This window comes from Lutispora saccharofermentans (assembly GCF_024363565.1).
Lineage (GTDB): Bacteria > Bacillota > Clostridia > Lutisporales > Lutisporaceae > Lutispora > Lutispora saccharofermentans.
In genome coordinates, this window is record NZ_JAJEKE010000001.1 from 305,424 (window position 1) to 323,732 (window position 18,309).

At 41.2% G+C, this 18,309-nt stretch carries 16 protein-coding genes; 5 read left to right on the top strand and 11 right to left on the bottom strand.

From position 1 onward, the window contains the following. Nucleotides 1–50 precede the first annotated feature (50 nt). The 10 genes from LJD61_RS01535 to potA all read right to left on the bottom strand — a co-directional run bounded on the left by LJD61_RS01535 (nucleotide 51) and on the right by potA (nucleotide 9,583). Nucleotides 51–1,010: a P1 family peptidase gene (locus tag LJD61_RS01535; protein WP_255226009.1), complete on the bottom strand. Its 960-nt coding sequence runs from the start codon at nucleotides 1,008–1,010 to the stop codon at nucleotides 51–53. Nucleotides 1,011–1,031: 21 nt separating this feature from the next. Then, complete coding sequence (gene mscL / locus LJD61_RS01540) at nucleotides 1,032–1,400, bottom strand: large conductance mechanosensitive channel protein MscL (RefSeq protein ID WP_255225725.1); 369 nt, start codon at nucleotides 1,398–1,400, stop codon at nucleotides 1,032–1,034. Between the two features lie 30 nt (nucleotides 1,401–1,430). After that, nucleotides 1,431–2,327 carry a glutamate formimidoyltransferase gene (ftcD, locus tag LJD61_RS01545; protein WP_255225726.1) on the bottom strand — a complete coding sequence of 299 codons (897 nt, stop codon included), beginning with the start codon at nucleotides 2,325–2,327 and terminating at the stop codon, nucleotides 1,431–1,433. 122 nt (nucleotides 2,328–2,449) lie between these two features. Next, nucleotides 2,450–2,938, bottom strand: coding sequence for an LURP-one-related/scramblase family protein (locus LJD61_RS01550; protein WP_255225727.1), 489 nt, complete (start codon nucleotides 2,936–2,938; stop codon nucleotides 2,450–2,452). Nucleotides 2,939–3,206: 268 nt separating this feature from the next. Further along, nucleotides 3,207–4,070, bottom strand: a complete 864-nt coding sequence (locus tag LJD61_RS01555) for a tRNA 2-thiocytidine biosynthesis TtcA family protein (protein ID WP_255225728.1) — start codon at nucleotides 4,068–4,070, stop codon at nucleotides 3,207–3,209. Nucleotides 4,071–4,533: 463 nt separating this feature from the next. Beyond that, a complete protein-coding gene (locus LJD61_RS01560) occupies nucleotides 4,534–5,799 on the bottom strand; it encodes a LysM peptidoglycan-binding domain-containing protein (protein ID WP_255225729.1) in 1,266 nt (421 codons plus the stop codon). A gap of 88 nt (nucleotides 5,800–5,887) precedes the next feature. Further along, entirely contained in the window at nucleotides 5,888–6,934 is a 1,047-nt protein-coding gene (locus LJD61_RS01565) for an ABC transporter substrate-binding protein (protein WP_255225730.1), read from the bottom strand. After that, nucleotides 6,931–7,722, bottom strand: a complete 792-nt coding sequence (locus tag LJD61_RS01570) for an ABC transporter permease (RefSeq protein WP_255225731.1) — start codon at nucleotides 7,720–7,722, stop codon at nucleotides 6,931–6,933. Before LJD61_RS01570 ends, LJD61_RS01565 begins: the two co-directional genes overlap by 4 nt. Further along, entirely contained in the window at nucleotides 7,716–8,540 is an 825-nt protein-coding gene (locus tag LJD61_RS01575) for an ABC transporter permease (protein WP_255225732.1), read from the bottom strand. Before LJD61_RS01575 ends, LJD61_RS01570 begins: the two co-directional genes overlap by 7 nt. Continuing rightward, on the bottom strand, nucleotides 8,537–9,583 hold the full coding sequence (potA, locus tag LJD61_RS01580; RefSeq protein WP_255225733.1) for a spermidine/putrescine ABC transporter ATP-binding protein: 1,047 nt from the start codon (nucleotides 9,581–9,583) through the stop codon (nucleotides 8,537–8,539). The genes LJD61_RS01575 and potA overlap by 4 nt, the downstream gene beginning before the upstream one ends. Nucleotides 9,584–10,009: 426 nt before the next feature. Here potA and LJD61_RS01585 point away from each other — a divergent pair, with 426 nt between their 5' ends. The 5 genes from LJD61_RS01585 to LJD61_RS01605 all read left to right on the top strand — a co-directional run bounded on the left by LJD61_RS01585 (nucleotide 10,010) and on the right by LJD61_RS01605 (nucleotide 18,020). Then, nucleotides 10,010–13,438, top strand: a complete 3,429-nt coding sequence (locus LJD61_RS01585; protein ID WP_408614671.1) for a pyruvate carboxylase — start codon at nucleotides 10,010–10,012, stop codon at nucleotides 13,436–13,438. Nucleotides 13,439–13,702: 264 nt separating this feature from the next. Continuing rightward, nucleotides 13,703–14,737, top strand: a complete 1,035-nt coding sequence (argC, locus tag LJD61_RS01590) for an N-acetyl-gamma-glutamyl-phosphate reductase (RefSeq protein WP_255225735.1) — start codon at nucleotides 13,703–13,705, stop codon at nucleotides 14,735–14,737. 22 nt (nucleotides 14,738–14,759) lie between these two features. Beyond that, nucleotides 14,760–15,971 (top strand): bifunctional glutamate N-acetyltransferase/amino-acid acetyltransferase ArgJ, encoded by a 1,212-nt coding sequence (argJ, locus tag LJD61_RS01595; RefSeq protein ID WP_255225736.1) that lies wholly within the window; start codon nucleotides 14,760–14,762, stop codon nucleotides 15,969–15,971. Between the two features lie 12 nt (nucleotides 15,972–15,983). Beyond that, nucleotides 15,984–16,838, top strand: a complete 855-nt coding sequence (argB, locus tag LJD61_RS01600) for an acetylglutamate kinase (RefSeq protein WP_255225737.1) — start codon at nucleotides 15,984–15,986, stop codon at nucleotides 16,836–16,838. A gap of 12 nt (nucleotides 16,839–16,850) precedes the next feature. Next, nucleotides 16,851–18,020, top strand: coding sequence for an aspartate aminotransferase family protein (locus LJD61_RS01605; RefSeq protein ID WP_255225738.1), 1,170 nt, complete (start codon nucleotides 16,851–16,853; stop codon nucleotides 18,018–18,020). Nucleotides 18,021–18,047: 27 nt separating this feature from the next. On the opposite strand, the gene LJD61_RS01610 is transcribed toward LJD61_RS01605, so the two are convergent. Then, nucleotides 18,048–18,242 (bottom strand): DUF378 domain-containing protein, encoded by a 195-nt coding sequence (locus LJD61_RS01610; RefSeq protein WP_255225739.1) that lies wholly within the window; start codon nucleotides 18,240–18,242, stop codon nucleotides 18,048–18,050. Between the last annotated feature and the right edge of the window lie 67 nt (nucleotides 18,243–18,309).

An 18,309-nucleotide genomic window follows, 5' to 3' on the forward strand; every position in this document is an offset into this window, starting at 1 on the left:
GGTATGTATTGCATCTATATAGGGAGGCAATACATACCTTTACTACATGATCATAGCTGTAAAAATGATTTTATGCCGTACAGCTCCGAGGCCTTTCTTACTCCGTTCACTACAGCCTGCTCCACTGCCTTTGCTGCCAATACTCCTATTTGATTTACATCAGCATCCACCTCACCTGTTGCCAATGTGAATATGGTATCTCCGTCATGCATGGTATGAGCGGGTCTTATACTTCTCGCATAGCCATTGTGAGCCATGGAAGCAACCTTATTTGCTCCTGCCTTGGTCAGCCTTCCGTTGGTGATGACAGCACCTATGGTTGTATTCCCGGTAAAGGGATTATTCTCTTTTTTTAAGCTCTCCATCATAGCCATTTCAGTGTTTATAAACATTTTATCCTTATAGGAATATGCCCCTGCCAATATTTTGCCTGTTTCCGGGTCAATCACATCGCCCAGGCAATTTACTGCCACAACAGCTCCTACATACAGCCGGTCTGTTTTGATGCAAAAAACGCCCAAGCCGCCCTTCATGGCCTTATCCATTCCCAGGATTTTTCCCACAGTGGCGCCGGTGCCTGCGCCCGCACTGCCTTCTGAGAACTTGCCCGCTTCGGAATTAAGACAAGCTTCATAACCCATTTTTTTATCAGGCCTGCACTTGGAATCCCCTGCCGCGAGGTCAAAAAGAACTGCCCCCGCAACTATGGGAACCTTGGTCACGCCCACATCATAGCCAATTCCTCTTTCCTCCAGATACTCCATAACACCGGCAGCGGCATCCAATCCGAAGGCGCTTCCCCCAGCCAGCAATATTCCATGGACTTTGTCAACCAAGTTCATAGGATTGAGCAAATCTGTCTCTCGAGTTCCCGGGGCTCCGCCTCTCACATCCACTCCTCCGGTGCCGCCATTGCTGCACAGAATAACGGTGCACCCGGTTCCCCCGTCAAAGTCCTGAGCATTCCCAATCTTTATCCCGGGGATATCCATAATATTTATATAATCCAATCTCAATCTGCACTTCCTGTTCTATCTATGATCTCTCAAAATATCTCTGATCTCTGTCAGAAGCACTTCCTCCGCCGGAGGTGCTGAAGGTTTTTCCTCTTCCTTCTTCTTAAACCTGGTGACAGCTTTTATAAACAGAAATATGGAAAAAGTAATGATAAGAAAATCTACAATGCTCTGAATAAAAGCGCCATACTTGATGGCAGCATCACCTATGGAGATCTCCAAACCCGAAAAATCGACTCCGCCTAAAAGCAGCCCGATGATAGGCATCAAAACATCATTGACCAAAGAAGTAACGATTTTGCCAAAGGCTCCTCCTATTATTACGCCTATAGCTAAATCCAATACATTCCCCTTTAGAGCAAATTTTTTAAATTCCTGCAACATATAATCGCCAGGCCCCCTTTTGTTCAAATGTTACTCTACAATTCTCTTTTCCAGCACCTGATCAATACTGAAGTCTTCAATTTGCAAATAGTATTCGGCACAATCAATGAGAGCCTTCATAGGCAATAAGCCTATTACCTCAGTGCCCACCACCGGTACACCATAGCGCTGAGCTTCCATCTTGACCATCTCATAAGCCCTGTACACTGCCGTCTTTTCATAATTAACAAGGTTCATCGAAACCTGAACTATATTTCTCTCTTCAAGCTTCACTCCCATTGCCTTTACGAATCTGAGACCGCCGCCTAAAAACCTCACAGTTTTAGCGATCTTGTCCGCAATCTCAATATTTGAAGTCCCAAGATTCACATTAAAGGCAACAAGGGGCACCCTGGCACCTACAGCCGTAGCTCCTGATTTTGCATTCATTTCATCGGGACCAAAGTCCGGTTTCCATTCCTGCTGCCTGATCTTATCAAAGAAGCCTTCATACTGACCTCTCCTTACATCTGCCAAGTTTTTCCTATAATCGGCAGATGCAGCATCTTCATATAGATAAACAGGGATTCCCAATTCCTCGCCTATTCTCTTTCCTACCTCCCTGGCAATCTCTATGCAATCCGCCATAGCTACATCGGATACGGGTATAAAAGGCATTACATCCGTTGCCCCCATTCTTGGATGCCCGCCCTTATGTACTCTCATATCTATGAGCTCTGAAGCTTTCTTTGCCAGATTAAAAGCAGCTATCTTAACATTTTCAGGATCTCCTACAAAAGTCACCACCGTCCTGTTGTGATCCTCATCCGGTGAGTAGTCCAGCAGCTTTACTCCATTTACCCTTCTTACTTCATCAACGATGGCTTCTATCACTTCCTTGTTCCTGCCCTCACTGAAATTTGGAACACATTCAACTATGCGTGCCATATACTAACCCCTCCATTTATGATTTTATTTGCCATAAAGCCAATTATCAGAATTATTGTCCCTTTCAACTATTATTGTAAATAATCCATTGCTCACTTTCAAGCAGTGATAAACCAATTTTTTTAACCGTTATTATGATTATTGTCATGTATGACTTGATCTATAACGATGACCAGGGCTAATATAAAGGCGGAATTCTCTCCTTCTGCTATATCCACTCCATAGGTGTCTCTGAATGTAAACCACTTCTTGGATACTTGTGCAGCAATACATCCGTCCTTTACTATGTCAAAATCCATGCCCCAGTAGTTGCCCTCAATGGTGTAATTTCCTATAAAGCTTTCTATATTGAATCTTGGTTTGAAGAAGGTAAATTCCTTTTTTACCCTTGCAGCAGGGCTTCCATTATAATAGATAGTATATTCGGGAAGCAGCTTGAACAGCTTTTGTTCAATATAAACCAGCTCATTTCCCTGCATATCATATATCCGCAGCTTATCTCCAAAGGAAAATACTTTTCCTCGCACCTGATAATGAGGATTGCCCATCTCATCATCTATTGTAAAATTATCGCCAAAAGAAAAAAACTTCTGCTTTATCATAAAGCGCATAAATAGCCCTCCCATAATTTATTTTATATCCAAACTTTTTTAATTGTCCTCCTTAGTATAATATCACCTTTAAAAGCTATATATTCCCATCATATCAAAAAGAGGATCGGCTCTCAATGCCAATCCTCATATATATTGAACGAGACTTCATTCAGAGGGGGATTCAACCCCCACTGAATGTTAGTCGAGTCCATACTGGACTTAGCCGCTCTTGGCACCCGCCGCCCATAGAGGCGGGGGTCTTAGAGCGGGTTAGTTCAGTGATAAATCATTCATCATAAAAATCCAGGTAGGAAAAGCGCTCTCGTCCTTTTTGCCAGCCCAGGATTGCTTCCATATTTACATTTTGAGTTGCTCTCATAATATTTACCTCTAAATTATCTATTTTCCCGCTGAGCTCCTTTATCAAATCCTTAACTTCATACCGCTTGTTCCCTGTCCTCTCCGCTGCCACCATGCAGGCACAGTTGAGAGGGGTTATCCCGCTGCTCCGGGTAAAGCGCTCTATGTGCTTCTCTTCTATATAATACATGGGCCTTATCAGCTCAAGCCCTCTGAAATTTGTAGATCTGAGCTTCGGCAGCATGGTCTTGAAGCTGCCGGTATAGAGAATATTCATCATCGTTGTCTCTATTACATCGTTAAAGTGATGGCCCAATGCCAGCTTATTGCATCCCAGCTCCTGAGCTTTGGAATACAAAGCCCCCCTTCGCATTTTGGCACACATATAGCAGGGGTAATCCTGGGCAATCTTATCAACTATTTTAAAGATGCCTGAATCAAAAACTTTAACGGGTATATTCAAATATTCGCAGTTTTCCAGCATAAGCTTTTTTATTTGCTGATGATAGCCCGGATCTGCTACTATGAATTCCAATTCTATCTTCATATCACCGTAACGCTGCAGTTCCTGAAAAAGCTTGGCCATAAGGATGCTGTCCTTACCGCCTGAGATAGCTACGGCAATCTTGTCGCCTTCCTCTATGAGCCTGAAATCCTTTATTGCTTTAATAAATTTTGACCACAAATATTTCCTGTACCTCTTTATTATGCTCTTTTCTATTTCTTCTAAGGGCTTTAATTCATTATCAGGCAGCAATGTCTTGCAGCCCGGTCCTTTTACGCTATCCAATTGATCACCTCATCATTAACAGTCTTATTTCAATTTAATTCGGCTAATTTAAAAAATGCGATGGGAACGGCAAACACGAAAAGTCACTGAAACTTCACAAAAAATCACCGAATTTTTTATAATATCAAAGTTACGTGTAATTATTGATTTAGATTATAGCGGAATACCCCAATGATAGCAGTCAGCTCTTAAAAGCTATAGAACATCAGTCAATAAAAGGAGAAACTCGTATAATTAACAAAAACCTTTAGAAAATCAAAATGATAAATAAAAAATCCTCCCGTGTTTCTTCGTGAAAAGTTCCGTGTCTTTCAGTGGTTTCCGTCTCCTCTTTTGTCGCATTATTTATATTTTGTAAATCTAGTGTTTCCCTTCAATAGGATAACATAAAGAAATTCGGCTATCAAACATATATATTTTAAAAAATAAGTTGCGCACCTGTAGGATGCGCAACCTATTACAATCAATATTTCAATACTCTGAAATTGCCAACCAGCACAGGCCAGTTCGGAGGGGTTTGAAGGTTTAATGCCCAATAGCTGGCGCCTCTCAAACCATATTGCCTGATGGTATCGTATTTCGCCTGATAACTTCGGGCATCGTCAAACCATACCTCGTGCTCCGCTCCTGATTCGTCCCAATATCTATAAAATGGAGATTGATACACAGTATTATACTGAATTGGAACTCCGTGCCGCAAAGCTCTATCTATGGCTTCATTATAGCTCACCGTCTCGGCAATGGTGGTTCCGGCTACGTATGGAAGCTTCCAATCCCTGCCGTACAGCGGTATTCCCATCAGTATCTTGTTTCTGGGTATTACAGTCACTGCATAATCCAGCACTCTTCTCACTTCATTTATGGGAGCTATGGCCCAGGGAGGCCCGCCTGCCCAACCCCATTCGTAGGTCATAAGCACAACAAAATCTACAATACGTCCGTGTGCGGGATAATCATGGGCTTCATACAGCAATCCCGGCTGATCGGCTCTGACCTTTGGGGCCAATGCCGTCGATATGGAAAAGCCATTTGCATGCATCCTATCTGCAGCTCGCTGCAAGAAAGCATTATAGAGCTCTCTATCTTGCGGATAGACATATTCAAAGTCAATATTTAAGCCTTGATATCCCTTTTCCTTCATTGTATTTACTATATTAGACAATGCCCTTTCCTGTACGGCCGGACTTGAAAGAAAAGTATGAGCCAAATCTGAGCTGAATCCTCTTCCCTCAAAATTTGTCAAGCACATCAACGGGATCACGCCTTTTGATCTTGCCGCATCAATCACAGAAGCATCATCCAGCATCGTCAGATCTCCTCCTGCTGTTATGCGATAGCTAAACATGGCAAAATAAGTAAGATAATCTCCCGTTCCTTCCAATATGCCCACTCCCACAGGTCCGGTTTCTGTCAGGTATCCGTTTACCTCTATAGCGGGTTTCGGAATCACGATTCTTTGCCCTACATATATGAGATTTGGATTGGGTATATTATTCTCTCCGAGTATATCAGGGATTGATACATTGTACATTCTGGATATTTGCCACAGGGTTTCGCCCGCTTTTACTACGTGCACATTATCGGGTGTGGGTATTACCAGTGATTGACCTATTATAAGCCTGTTTGGATCTTTTATTCCATTGGTTTCAACTATGCTGTCTATGCTTACATTATAAGTCCTGGAAATCCTCCATAAGGTATCACCGCTTTTAACAATATAAATAGTCATACACACCACTCCATATTGATTTATTATTCAATATCAAGATATTATATGAAAACTGTTTCTATTCATGTTGCGGCTTAAATTTTTGTCCTTATTTGGATTTAACTTCAGTCCATATCCTATCATACTTGGGCAATGAACCTGCCAGATCTTCGAATACTTCACTGTTTTTTAGGTCGCCATCTTCCGGATATGCCGATTTGTCCGAGGTCAAATCTACAGGAAGCATCTTTTTAGCTTCTACATGGGGTGTTGCATAACCGATAAAATCAGCATTCTTGAAGGCCACCTCAGTCTCGCATAAATAGTTGATGAACAGCTCCGCCTCTTTTTTATGCTGGCTTGACTTCGGTATGACCACTGCGTCAAACCATATATTTGAACCTTCTTTCGGGATAACATATTCCAGGTCCGGGTTTTCCCTCTTCATATAGATCGCATCGCCTGACCAGACCACTGCCAGCGCTGCTTCTCCGCCTATCATCTTATCCTTCACTTCGTCGCCTACATAGGCCAGAACCAGCGGTTTCTGCTTGATCAGCAGTTCTTTGGCCTCGTTAAGCTCTTTTTCATCCTTTGTATTCAAGGAATATCCCATCATTTTCAAGGTTATTCCTATAGAATCCCTCAAGCTGTCCAGCATCAGAATCTGCTTGCTGTATTTTTCATCCCAGAGTATCTTCCAGCTGTCAACGGGTTCCTTTACCATGGTCTTATTGTACAATATTCCTACGGTTCCCCACATATAAGGAACAGAATATTCATTGGTAGGATCATAAGCCAGATCCTTAAATCTGTCATCTATATATTTATAATTTGGTATATTGCTCATATCAAGCTTATAGAGCATATCCTCATCTATCATTCTCTTTATTGCGTAATCAGAAGGCACCAAAATATCATAGTCATCGGCGCCTGCTTTGATCTTTGCATACATTTCTTCGTTAGTGGCAAATTCATCATAAACCACATCAATATTATACTTCTTCTCAAAATCTCCTATAACCGATTGATCGATATAATCCCCCCAATTGTAGACCTTGAGCTGTACCTTTTTTTCCCCGCCGCAGCCTGCCAGGCTGAGCACCATAGAGATTGCAAGAGTAAACACCAATAAGCTTTTTAATACTTTCTTCATACCACATTCTCCTTCCTTCCATTATCCCTCGACATTCTATTGTTTATCACCAGAAGCATCAAAATTACCCCTGCAAACATAAGGCTTAAGAGCGCATTTATCTTCGGGCTCACGCCCTTTCTCGCCATAGAATAGATGGTTATGGCCAGATTAGACACTCCGGGGCCTGTTGTAAAAAAGCTGATTACAAAATCATCTATAGACATAGTCATCGCCAGCAAAAATCCGGTAAATATACCGGGTGATATCTGGGGCAGTATGACCTTCATAAATGCATATCCGGGAGTAGCGCCCAAATCCAATGCAGCGTCATAAACCTGATTGTCCAACTGCTTCAGCTTCGGCATGACTGATAGTATCACATATGGCAGATTGAAGGTGATATGCGCCAAAAGCATAGAAAAAAAACCTCTCGGAAGCTTCACCAATATGAACAGAATCATCAAGGATATCCCCGTAACGATATCGGGATTCAATACGGGCAAATAAGTCAAATTCGTCATTATTGCCTTTGGCAGCTTCTTCATATTGTGTATTCCTATAGCTGCAACAGTGCCTATTACCGTAGCAATGAGAGAAGCTGTCAGCGCTATGATAATGGTATAGTACAAAGAGGTCATAATCTGCTGATCACGAAACATCTCCGCATACCATTTAAGGGTGAAGCCGGTCCAGTGAGCCCTTGATTTTGAGCTGTTAAAAGAAAAAATTATCAAAACTATTATGGGAGCATACAAAAATAAAAAGATTAAAAAAGTATATATTCTTTTTATCGCTGTTTTCACCACAAGCCGCCCCCCTCGTTTTCTTTCTCATACCTCATGGCAATACCCATGCTGAACATTATCATGAGCATAAGCACTACCGAAAGAGCAGCTCCAAAGCCCCAATCCCTGGTCGTCAGGAACTGCTGCTCAATGAGGTTTCCGATAAGAGTAAAATGAGCCCCTCCTAAAAGCCTGGAGATTACAAAGGTAGTCAATGCCGGCATGAATACCATTATGACACCTGATGAAACCCCGGGAAGGCTCAAGGGGAATATCACCCTTCTGAAAACAGTCATGGGAGGTGCGCCTAAATCCTCGGCAGCCTCCAATACAGCTTTATCGATTTTTACCAATACCGAATATATCGGCAAAACCATAAAGGGAAGGAAATTATATACCATCCCAAGAATTACTGCATTTTCAGTATATAGCAAAGATGGGACGCTGATGCCGAAAAAGCCCAGTGCCGCCGCTATAAGACCATTTTTCTCCAGCAGGGTCATCCAAGCATAGGTCCTTGCAAGAAAATTCATCCACATGGGAATAACGAATAAAACGACCAGAATGCTCTTCTTGCTCAGATTCTTTCCCGCCAGAATCATTGCCATGGGATAGCCCAACAGCAGGCACACTATAGTGCTTATGGCGGCAATCTTTATTGAACGCAGGAATACTGAAAGATATATTGGTTCAAATACTCTTTTAAAATGCTCCAGAGTAAAATGAATACCCGCAGCATCAGTGGTGAATACACTGTAAAAAACGATCAATGCCAGAGGTATTATGGTGAATATCACGATCCACAATCCATAGGGATAGGCCAGCAGGTGCTTTTTCATTCTGCTATCACCTTCTTCATTATGTGAATATCATAAGGTATGACATTCATACCCACCTTGGTATTCACAGGCTCCATCATTGTGCTGTGCACCATCCATCGCAAGCCTCTTGCATTTATGAGCATTTCATAATGAACGCCCTTGAAGATGACCGATTCCACCACGCCTTCTATCATGCCTTGATCAACAGGCACCAATTTTATATCTTCCGGCCTAATGACTACATCAACCTTTTCATTCGGTTGGAATCCTTTATCTACACATTCAAATCCGCCTTCAGCGAATTCGACATAATAATCTTTCACCATCACTCCGTCAATTATATTGCTTTCCCCGATAAAATCAGCAACAAAAGCATTGACGGGTTCGTTATATATGTCTTGAGGAGCTCCAATCTGCTGGATCTTTCCGTCATTCATCACCACTATGGTATCCGACATCGTAAGAGCCTCCTCCTGATCATGGGTCACATAAATAAATGTGATGCCCAGGCTCTGCTGAATCTTTTTAAGCTCTAACTGCATGTCCTTTCGAAGCTTTAAGTCCAAAGCTCCCAGAGGCTCATCCAGCAAAAGCACCTGTGGCTCATTTACCAAAGCTCTTGCAATGGCTATGCGCTGCTGCTGCCCTCCGCTTAGAGAATCTATGTCTCTAGTCTCATAACCGCTCAAATTGACCAGCTTAAGAACTTCCTTTACCTTTCTGTCAATGTCTTTGCTGTCCATTTTTTTAATCTTTAATCCAAAAGCAATATTTTCATAAACATCCATGTGGGTAAATAGGGCGTATCTTTGAAATACTGTATTCAGCTTTCTTTTATAGGGAGGAAGATTATTAATCTTTTTTCCTTCAAAAATAACATCACCTGTGTCCGAAATTTCAAAGCCCCCGATAATCCTTAATGTAGTGGTCTTGCCACAACCGCTTGGTCCCAAAAGAGTAACAAATTCATTTCTGCTGATGCTTAGATTGATATCCTGTAAAACTTGCTGCTCATTAAAGCTTTTAGATACATTGACCAATCTGATAATTTCCTCATACATTTATCTTCCTCCATTATCAAATTAGAATTTTATATAACAATGTATTTTTATCACATTGGAAATGTAAAGTCAATATACCTTATCTGTGGGAATTCCTACAATGCTTCCATCAGATTGGTTATTTATTAATACCTTTTTCATCCATTTTTTCGCAGCAAAAGTCTATTGAATAAATAGCATATATATCCATCACATCTTGGAAATAACGGTTTCTTCAATTATGCAGTAAAAGGCCCCAATTCAGGCTTTTCACGGCAATTGGCTTTTTTGCAAATTTCATTTTATGAAAAGCACAAGCCAAAGAATCCCTGATTTTTTTATTCGTTATAAAAATAATGCTTGAAACCAAAAGCTTAGTTTTTATATAATATGATTTAATATACATTTTTATTTATAATTATATATATGATAGGATGTGAAGCCATGATAAAGAAATTTAAAAAAGTACTTGTAGCCAACAGAGGAGAAATTGCAATAAGAATATTCAGAGCCTGTCAGGAATTAGGGATCAGAACCATAGCCATATACTCTAAAGAAGACAAATATGCCTTATTCAGAACCAAAGCGGATGAGTCTTATCTGATAGGCGAAAGTAAAGGACCTATAGAGGCTTATCTCGGTATAGAAGATATTGTGCAGTTGGCTTTGAGAAAGGGTGCGGACGCAATACACCCGGGTTATGGCTTTTTATCTGAAAATCCTATGTTTGCAAAACGCTGCGAGGATGCAGGCTTAGTATTCTTAGGCCCTAAAAGCTATATGATCGAAAGCCTGGGAGATAAAATAAAATCCAAAAGCCTTGCAAAAAAAGCCGGAGTCCCAACTATACCCGGTTCGGAAGCTCCCTTAAAAAATGAAAAAGAAGCAATGGAATTTGCTAAAGCATGCGGTTATCCCATCATGCTTAAAGCGGCGGCCGGAGGCGGCGGCCGAGGTATGCGAGTCGTACATGATGAAAAAGATATGATAAACGCATTTAGAAGCGCAAGAAATGAAGCGAAAAAAGCCTTTGGAATTGATGATATCTTTATTGAAAAATATTTGGAAGATCCTAAGCATATTGAAGTACAAGTGTTGGGTGATATTCACGGCAATATCGTCCATTTATATGAAAGGGATTGCTCCATACAAAGAAGGCATCAAAAGATTGTAGAGTTTGCTCCTGCAATAACAATAAGCAAAGAAATCCGGGATAGCATCTGCAGGGATGCTTTGAAAACAGCAGGGGCCTTAAAGTATGAAAGCGCTGGCACGGTAGAATTTCTGGTGGATAAAAACCAGAATCATTACTTTATTGAAATGAATCCCAGAATCCAAGTAGAGCACACCGTTAGTGAAATGATTACAGGCATAGATATCGTGCAAAGCCAAATTCTTATCGGGCAGGGATACCCTCTGCATTCAAAGGAAATAGGCATCCCGTCTCAGAAATCCATCAGCACGAGAGGATATGCAATTCAATGCAGAGTTACCACTGAAGACCCTTCAAACAATTTTGCTCCCGACACAGGCAAGATAAACGATTACAGAACAGGCTCGGGCTTCGGAATAAGGCTGGACGGCGGCAACGGCTTTACCGGCTCCTTAGTGACTCCTTACTATGACTCCTTATTGGTAAAAATAATATCCTGGTCAAGAACCTTCGAGGATGCTGCAAGAAAAGCTTCCCGCTCCATAAAAGAATTGACGGTAAAAGGAGTTAAGACAAATGACGGCTTTCTTATCAATGTATTGAATCACCCCACCTTCCTGTCCGGCAATTGCACCACCGGCTTTATCGATGATACGCCGGAGCTTTTTCATATCAAGCCCAAGAAGGATAAGGAAACAAAGCTTCTCAGGTTTATAGGAGAAAAAATAGTTAATGAAATCAAGGATACTAAAAGAGATTATGACATTCCGATGGTGCCAAAGACTGAGAAAAGCGTCCCCATATACGGCACAAAGCAAATACTTGATGAACGGGGCGTCGAAGGCCTTATCCAATGGGTAAAGGATCAGAAAAAACTTCTGCTGACGGATACTACCTTCAGAGATGCCCATCAATCCCTTGTTGCAACAAGGATGAGAACCAAAGATATGGTAAAGGTTGCGGATGCTACGTCTGTTTTGGCAAAAGATCTCTTTTCCCTGGAGATGTGGGGCGGAGCCACCTTTGATGTCGCCTACAGGTTTTTAAAGGAATCTCCATGGAGAAGGCTGCAAATCCTGAGGTCGAAAATTCCAAACCTATTATTTCAGATGCTTATCAGAGGAGCAAACGGAGTAGGCTATACAAACTATCCCGATAATGTAATAAGGGCTTTCATAAAAGAGTCTGCCGACAGCGGAATAGATATATTCAGGATTTTTGACTCCCTCAACTGGCTTAAAGGCATGGAGGTCGCAATTGACGAGGTGTTAAAGACAGGCAAGATTGCCGAGGCAGCCATGTGCTATACGGGCGATATTCTTGATGAGAAAAGAGATAAGTACTCCCTCCAATACTATATAAATACTGCAAAGGAAATAGAAAAAATGGGTGCTCATATCCTTGCCATTAAAGATATGTCCGGCTTGCTTAAGCCCTATGCGGCAAGCAAGCTGATAAAGGCTTTAAAGCAGGAGGTTTCCTTACCTATACACCTTCATACTCATGACACCAGCGGCAACGGCATAGCAACTATATTAATGGCAGCCGAAGCCGGAGCAGATATTGCCGATACAGCCTTCAGCTCAATGGCAGCCCTTACCAGCCAGCCTGCATTGAACTCAATTGCTGCCGCTCTGGAATATACGGATAGGGATACGGGCTTGATAGCTGATGATATGCAAAAACTAACAGATTATTGGCATGATGTAAGAAAAATATATGAACCCTTCGAATCGGGACTAAAATCCGACAGTACCGAAATATATAAATATGAGATTCCCGGAGGCCAGTATTCCAACCTTAAATCCCAGGTAGAGAGCTTTGGCATGGGGCATTTGTTTAATGAAGTAAAAGAAATGTATAAGGATGTCAATGAGTTATTGGGTGACATCGTAAAGGTCACTCCTTCTTCCAAGGTAGTTGGAGATCTTGCCATATTTATGGTAAAGAACAATCTGACCAAAGAAAATATATATGAAAAAGGCAAGAACCTAACATACCCTGATTCAGCAGTATCATATTTCAAGGGTATGATGGGCCAGCCTGTAGGAGGCTTTCCAAAAGAACTTCAGGAAATTGTTTTAAAGGGCGATAAGCCTTTGACCCAACGGCCTGGAGAAATACTGCCGGATGAAGATTTTGACAAAATTGCTCTTGACTTAAAGGAGCATCTCCATGATGAGGCCAATATGAGGAATATACTGAGCTATGCATTATACCCGAAAGTTTATAAGGACTATTTGAAAAGCATTGATGAGTATGGAGATCTCAGCAATCTGGAAAGCCATGTATTCTTCTATGGGCTGAAGGAAGGAGAAACAAGCGAAATAGAATTGGAAGAGGGCAAAACTCTGATGGTAAAGCTGGTAGAAGTTCAGAAAACTGATCTGGAAGGCAATAAAACCTTGGTATTTGAGGTCAACGGCAACAGACGTGAGATAAAGATATTTGATAAGGCTTATGGTCAAACCAATAAAGTGGATCCTGCACTAATGGCTGATCCCGGAAATATCAGTGAGATAGGTGCTTCAATACCCGGCATTGTTTCTAAAATTTTGGTTGACGAAGGCGATGAAGTAAAAGAAAATCAAGGCTTAATAATAATAGAAGCTATGAAAATGGAGACAAATATATCAGCCCCTATTGCAGGTAGAATTGAAAAACTATTAGTTAAAGAAGGCCAGCAAATAAAATCAGGGCAGCTATTGATAGAAATAGCTTAAGCTGGTTCAACACTTAAAGGGTGTTATGCTCATGTTTTGCATAACACCCTTTAAATATTTATACACATCTTCTATATCAAAATATTTATATGGCTTAAAACCCTATGCATCAGCTCTTACCATATTATCTTGCTTAATCAAATGCGGCAAAGAAATTCAACTTTAAACTTTTTTGAAAAAATAAATATTTCTTATTGCATATTTATATATATGTGTGTATAATTATGTTCATTACTTAATTATATTACGCAAAGGAGAATGCTTATGGTTAAGGTTGGAATCATCGGCTCTACAGGATATGTAGGAGCTGAACTTATAAGACTCCTATTAAATCATAAAAAGGTTGAACTGTCCGCTATAAGCTCAAACAGCTTCGAAGGCCAGCATATAGAAAATATCTATGGCAATCTGAAAAAAGCCCTGTCCTTAAAATGCACCGCCGCAGAAGAGGTTGTTTCATCATCCGATGTCATATTCACAGCTCTACCCCATGGTTTAAGCGAGGAAATAGCAGAGAAATGCTTTCAAGAAAACAAGGTTTGCATAGACTTAGGTGCAGACTTCAGATTGCAAGACGAGAATGAATATTCTAAGTGGTATGGTAAAGCTTTCTCCAAGCCTCATATACATCCGTTGAGTGTCTATGGCTTGCCCGAATTGAACAGAAACAAGATTAAAAGCTCTCACATAATAGCAAACCCGGGCTGCTATCCTACCAGCATCGAATTGGCGCTGATGCCTGCACTTAAAGAAAAGTTCATAGATACCGATGGTATCATAATAGATTCTAAATCCGGAACAACGGGAGCCGGCAGAGGATTATCCCAAACCACGCATTTTCCCGAATGCAATGAGAACATATTGCCTTATAAGATAAATGAGCACCGGCACCTGCCCGAAATACAACAGATCCTCAGCGAAATGGCAGGCACCTGTATCAAAGTCACCTTTGTCCCTCATCTTCTGCCGGTAAATAGAGGAATACTCTCAACGATATACTGCTCCCTCAATGGAGCACAACATGCTGATAAGATATATGAAATATATAAAAAGTACTATGAAAAGGAAAGCTTCGTCAGAGTATTAAATGTCGGTGAAACAGCATCAATAAGAAATGTAAAATACTCTAACTTTTGTGACATATCCCTGCATATGCAGGATGAAAGCAACAGGCTGATAATAGTAAGCGCTATTGATAATATGGTCAAAGGCGCTGCAGGCCAAGCTATACAGAATATGAACATAGTTTTGGGCTTTGATGAGAAGGATGGTTTAGAGTTCATCCCTCCAGCCTTCTAAGGATAGAAAGGGGATTTATGATATGAAAATAATCAAAGGCAGCGTTACAGCAGCAAAAGGTTTTTATTCCTCAGGCATTCATTGCGGAATAAAAAAATCCAAGAAAGATTTAGCATTAATATATTCTTCCAAATTGTGCAATGCAGCAGCAGTATATACTACTAACCAGGTAAAGGGAGAGCCTTTATATGTAACCATGAAGCATATAAAAGACGGCAAGGCTCAAGCCATAATCATAAACAGCGGGAATGCCAATACTTGCACCGGCGAGGACGGTAAGAAAAAAGCTTTTATGATGACAGATTTAACATCAAAAGCTCTGGGCATCGATAAAGAAAATGTTCTTGTTGCTTCAACAGGAGTGATCGGCGTACCCCTTCCTATCGGAACAATAGAAAATGGTATGGATAGATTAGTCGGAGCCTTAGGCAAGGATGAAGAGGGAAATGCTTCTGAGGCCATCATGACAACTGATACCATCAATAAAACCATAGCATTGGCCTTCAGCATAGGGGACAAAACAGTAACAATAGGCGGTATGGCCAAGGGCTCAGGAATGATCCATCCCAATATGGCTACCATGTTGTCCTTTATCACTACAGATTTAAATATTGAACAGCATCTGCTGCAGGAGGCATTGAGAGAAAGCGTCAATAAATCCTACAACCGAATCAGCGTTGACGGAGATACCAGCACAAACGATATGGCAGTGATTTTGGCCAATGGCGAGGCCCAAAATACTTTAATAACTGAAAAAAATGATCATTACAGCGTATTCTTAGATGCATTAAACTATGTAAACACTTATCTGGCAAAGCTCATAGCCAAGGATGGAGAAGGAGCTACAAAGCTTATTGAGTGCCAGGTCATAGGTGCAAATTCTGAAGAAACCGCAGAGATCCTATCAAAATCAGTGATCAAGTCAAACCTGGTAAAGGCAGCATGCTTCGGCGCCGATGCCAACTGGGGAAGGATATTGTGCGCCCTTGGATATAGCAACATTGAGCTTGACATCCATAAGATAGATGTGGGCTTTGAAAGCCCCGAAGGGAGTATGACGGTATATCAATGCGGAATGCCCATCATATTTGATGAAGTCAAAGCAAAAAAAATCCTCAAGGCTCCCGAAATAAAAATATTAGTCAACCTGAACCAGGGAGATAAAAGTGCTGCAGCATGGGGATGCGACCTGACTTACGAATACGTAAGAATAAATGGAGATTATCGCTCATAGGTGGTGGACATTATGGAAAATTCTAAAAAAGCTGAAATCCTGGCAAAGGCATTACCCTACATGCAGCAGCATAAGGGCAAGACTATTGTAGTAAAATATGGCGGAAATGCCATGATCAATCAAAGTCTTAAGGAAGCGGTAATAAACGATTTAGTCCTTATGAAATGCATAGGCATAAATTTGGTGGTGGTACACGGCGGCGGGCCGGAAATTAATGATCTACTGAAAAGAATAAACAAAGAAAGCAAATTTATAAATGGTTTGAGATACACGGATAAGGAGACAATGGATATAGTTCAAATGGTTCTTGCAGGAAAAATAAATAAGGATTTGACAGCCATGATATATAAAAAAGGAGGCAAAGCCATAGGCCTCTGCGGTGTAGACGGTAACATGCTTCAAGCAAAAAAGCTTGAAGCAGATGATGATCTAGGCTTTGTAGGGGAAATTTCAAAGGTTGATACAGATATAATCAACAGCAGTATCAATGCAGGATATATACCGGTGATAAGCAGCATAGCTTTGGGAGAGGATAAGGAAACTGTATATAACATAAACGCAGATACAGCCGCATCCAGTATAGCATCTTCATTAAATGCCGAAAAGCTTATACTTCTTACCGATGTCCCGGGAATATTGACAGATCCCTCAGACCCGTCCACTCTGATATCTCAGCTGGATCTCAATGGAATTTCTCAGCTGACATCCAATGGTGTATTAACAGGCGGGATGATACCCAAAGTAAAATGCTGCAGCGATGCAATAAAAGCAGGGGTCAAAGGGGCCCATATAATCGACGGAAGAGTGAAGCATTCATTATTGCTGGAACTATTTACAGATGAAGGCATAGGCACAATGATTAAGTAGGGGGTATTAACAATGGAATTGATCAATAAGGCAAATAAATATTTTATGGAAACTTACGCTCAATTGCCGGTGGTTTTAGTTAAAGGCAACGGGTCTACTGTGTATGATACCAAAGGCAACAGCTACATAGATTTTACCAGCGGTGTCGGCGTTAATAGCTTAGGCTATGGAGATACAGAATGGATAAAGGCTGTAGAAGAGCAAAGCAAAAGCCTCTCTCATATTTCAAATATTTTTTATAACCTCCCCTCCATCCAACTGGCTGAGAAATTGGTTGATAATGCATGTATGAGCAGGGTATTCTTCTCTAACTCCGGTGCTGAAGCCAATGAAGGAGCCATTAAGCTGGCGAGGAAATACAGCTTCGATAAATACGGCAAAGACAGATCGTCTATAATCACCCTAAAGCAATCCTTTCACGGAAGAACTGTGACCACGTTGTCAGCAACCGGCCAGGAAAAATATCATAATTACTTCTTTCCCTTTACGGATGGGTTCAAATATGTAACAGCCAATGCCTACGATGATTTCATCAATAATCTGGACTCCGGCGTATGCGCTGTAATGATGGAGGCTATCCAGGGAGAAGGCGGTGTAATACCCCTTGAAGCGGATTATGTCAAAAAGGTTGTTGCAAAGTGCAGGGAAAATGATATCGTAGTCATCTTCGATGAGATCCAGTGCGGCATAGGAAGAACGGGCTTATTGTTCGGCTACAACCACTTTGATGCAGAACCGGATATTGTAACCATTGCAAAGGGCCTTGCTTCCGGCCTTCCCATAGGAGCAGTGCTATGCAATGAAAAATTAAGCAAGGTATTCAAACCGGGAGATCATGGCTCCACCTTCGGTGCCAACCCTGTGGCTTCAGCAGGGGCTCTGGTTGTTTTGGACAAGGTTTGCAATAAAGCATTTATGGATAGCGTAATAACTAAGGGAGATATCATAAAAGGATTCTTAAAAAACAAGTGTAATACTATACTGGAGGTCCGAGGAAAAGGACTTATGATCGGCATACAGATTCAAGGAAACGCTGCAAAGATTCAAAAGGAAGCCTTATCTAATGGATTATTGGTACTCACTGCCGGACCTGATGTAATTAGACTGCTGCCTCCGCTTATAATAAATGAAGGAGAATTGGTTAAAGGGCTTGAAATACTATGCCAAGTTATAGATAAATAGAACCTCCGAAATTCGGAGGTTCTTCTTTTAAGCCTTTTGACGGTCTCTGAACAATAAGCTTATTGACCATAGACCTGCTAGACCAACCAATGTATAGATAATACGGCTTAACACAGAATTATACCCTCCAAAAAGAGCAGCTACCAGATCAAATTGAAATAAACCTACCAAAAGCCAATTCAAAGCGCCTATAATTACCAATATTAGTGAAAGCCTATCCATGCCATTCACCTTCCTTTCCTAACATCAATTTCACATTATGTATATCCATCTATGATAATTTTTCCCA

Excerpts from the sequence above, each read along its gene's own strand:
- mscL (WP_255225725.1), bottom strand. The coding sequence starts at position 1,400 with ATGTTGCAGGAATTTAAAAAATTTGCTCTAAAGGGGAATGTATTGGAT.
- ftcD (WP_255225726.1), bottom strand. The coding sequence starts at position 2,327 with ATGGCACGCATAGTTGAATGTGTTCCAAATTTCAGTGAGGGCAGGAAC.
- LJD61_RS01550 (WP_255225727.1), bottom strand. The coding sequence starts at position 2,938 with ATGCGCTTTATGATAAAGCAGAAGTTTTTTTCTTTTGGCGATAATTTT.
- LJD61_RS01560 (WP_255225729.1), bottom strand. The coding sequence starts at position 5,799 with ATGACTATTTATATTGTTAAAAGCGGTGATACCTTATGGAGGATTTCC.
- LJD61_RS01565 (WP_255225730.1), bottom strand. The coding sequence starts at position 6,934 with ATGAAGAAAGTATTAAAAAGCTTATTGGTGTTTACTCTTGCAATCTCT.
- LJD61_RS01575 (WP_255225732.1), bottom strand. The coding sequence starts at position 8,540 with ATGAAAAAGCACCTGCTGGCCTATCCCTATGGATTGTGGATCGTGATA.
- potA (WP_255225733.1), bottom strand. The coding sequence starts at position 9,583 with ATGTATGAGGAAATTATCAGATTGGTCAATGTATCTAAAAGCTTTAAT.
- argC (WP_255225735.1), top strand. The coding sequence starts at position 13,703 with ATGGTTAAGGTTGGAATCATCGGCTCTACAGGATATGTAGGAGCTGAA.
- argJ (WP_255225736.1), top strand. The coding sequence starts at position 14,760 with ATGAAAATAATCAAAGGCAGCGTTACAGCAGCAAAAGGTTTTTATTCC.
- argB (WP_255225737.1), top strand. The coding sequence starts at position 15,984 with ATGGAAAATTCTAAAAAAGCTGAAATCCTGGCAAAGGCATTACCCTAC.
- LJD61_RS01605 (WP_255225738.1), top strand. The coding sequence starts at position 16,851 with ATGGAATTGATCAATAAGGCAAATAAATATTTTATGGAAACTTACGCT.
- LJD61_RS01610 (WP_255225739.1), bottom strand. The coding sequence starts at position 18,242 with ATGGATAGGCTTTCACTAATATTGGTAATTATAGGCGCTTTGAATTGG.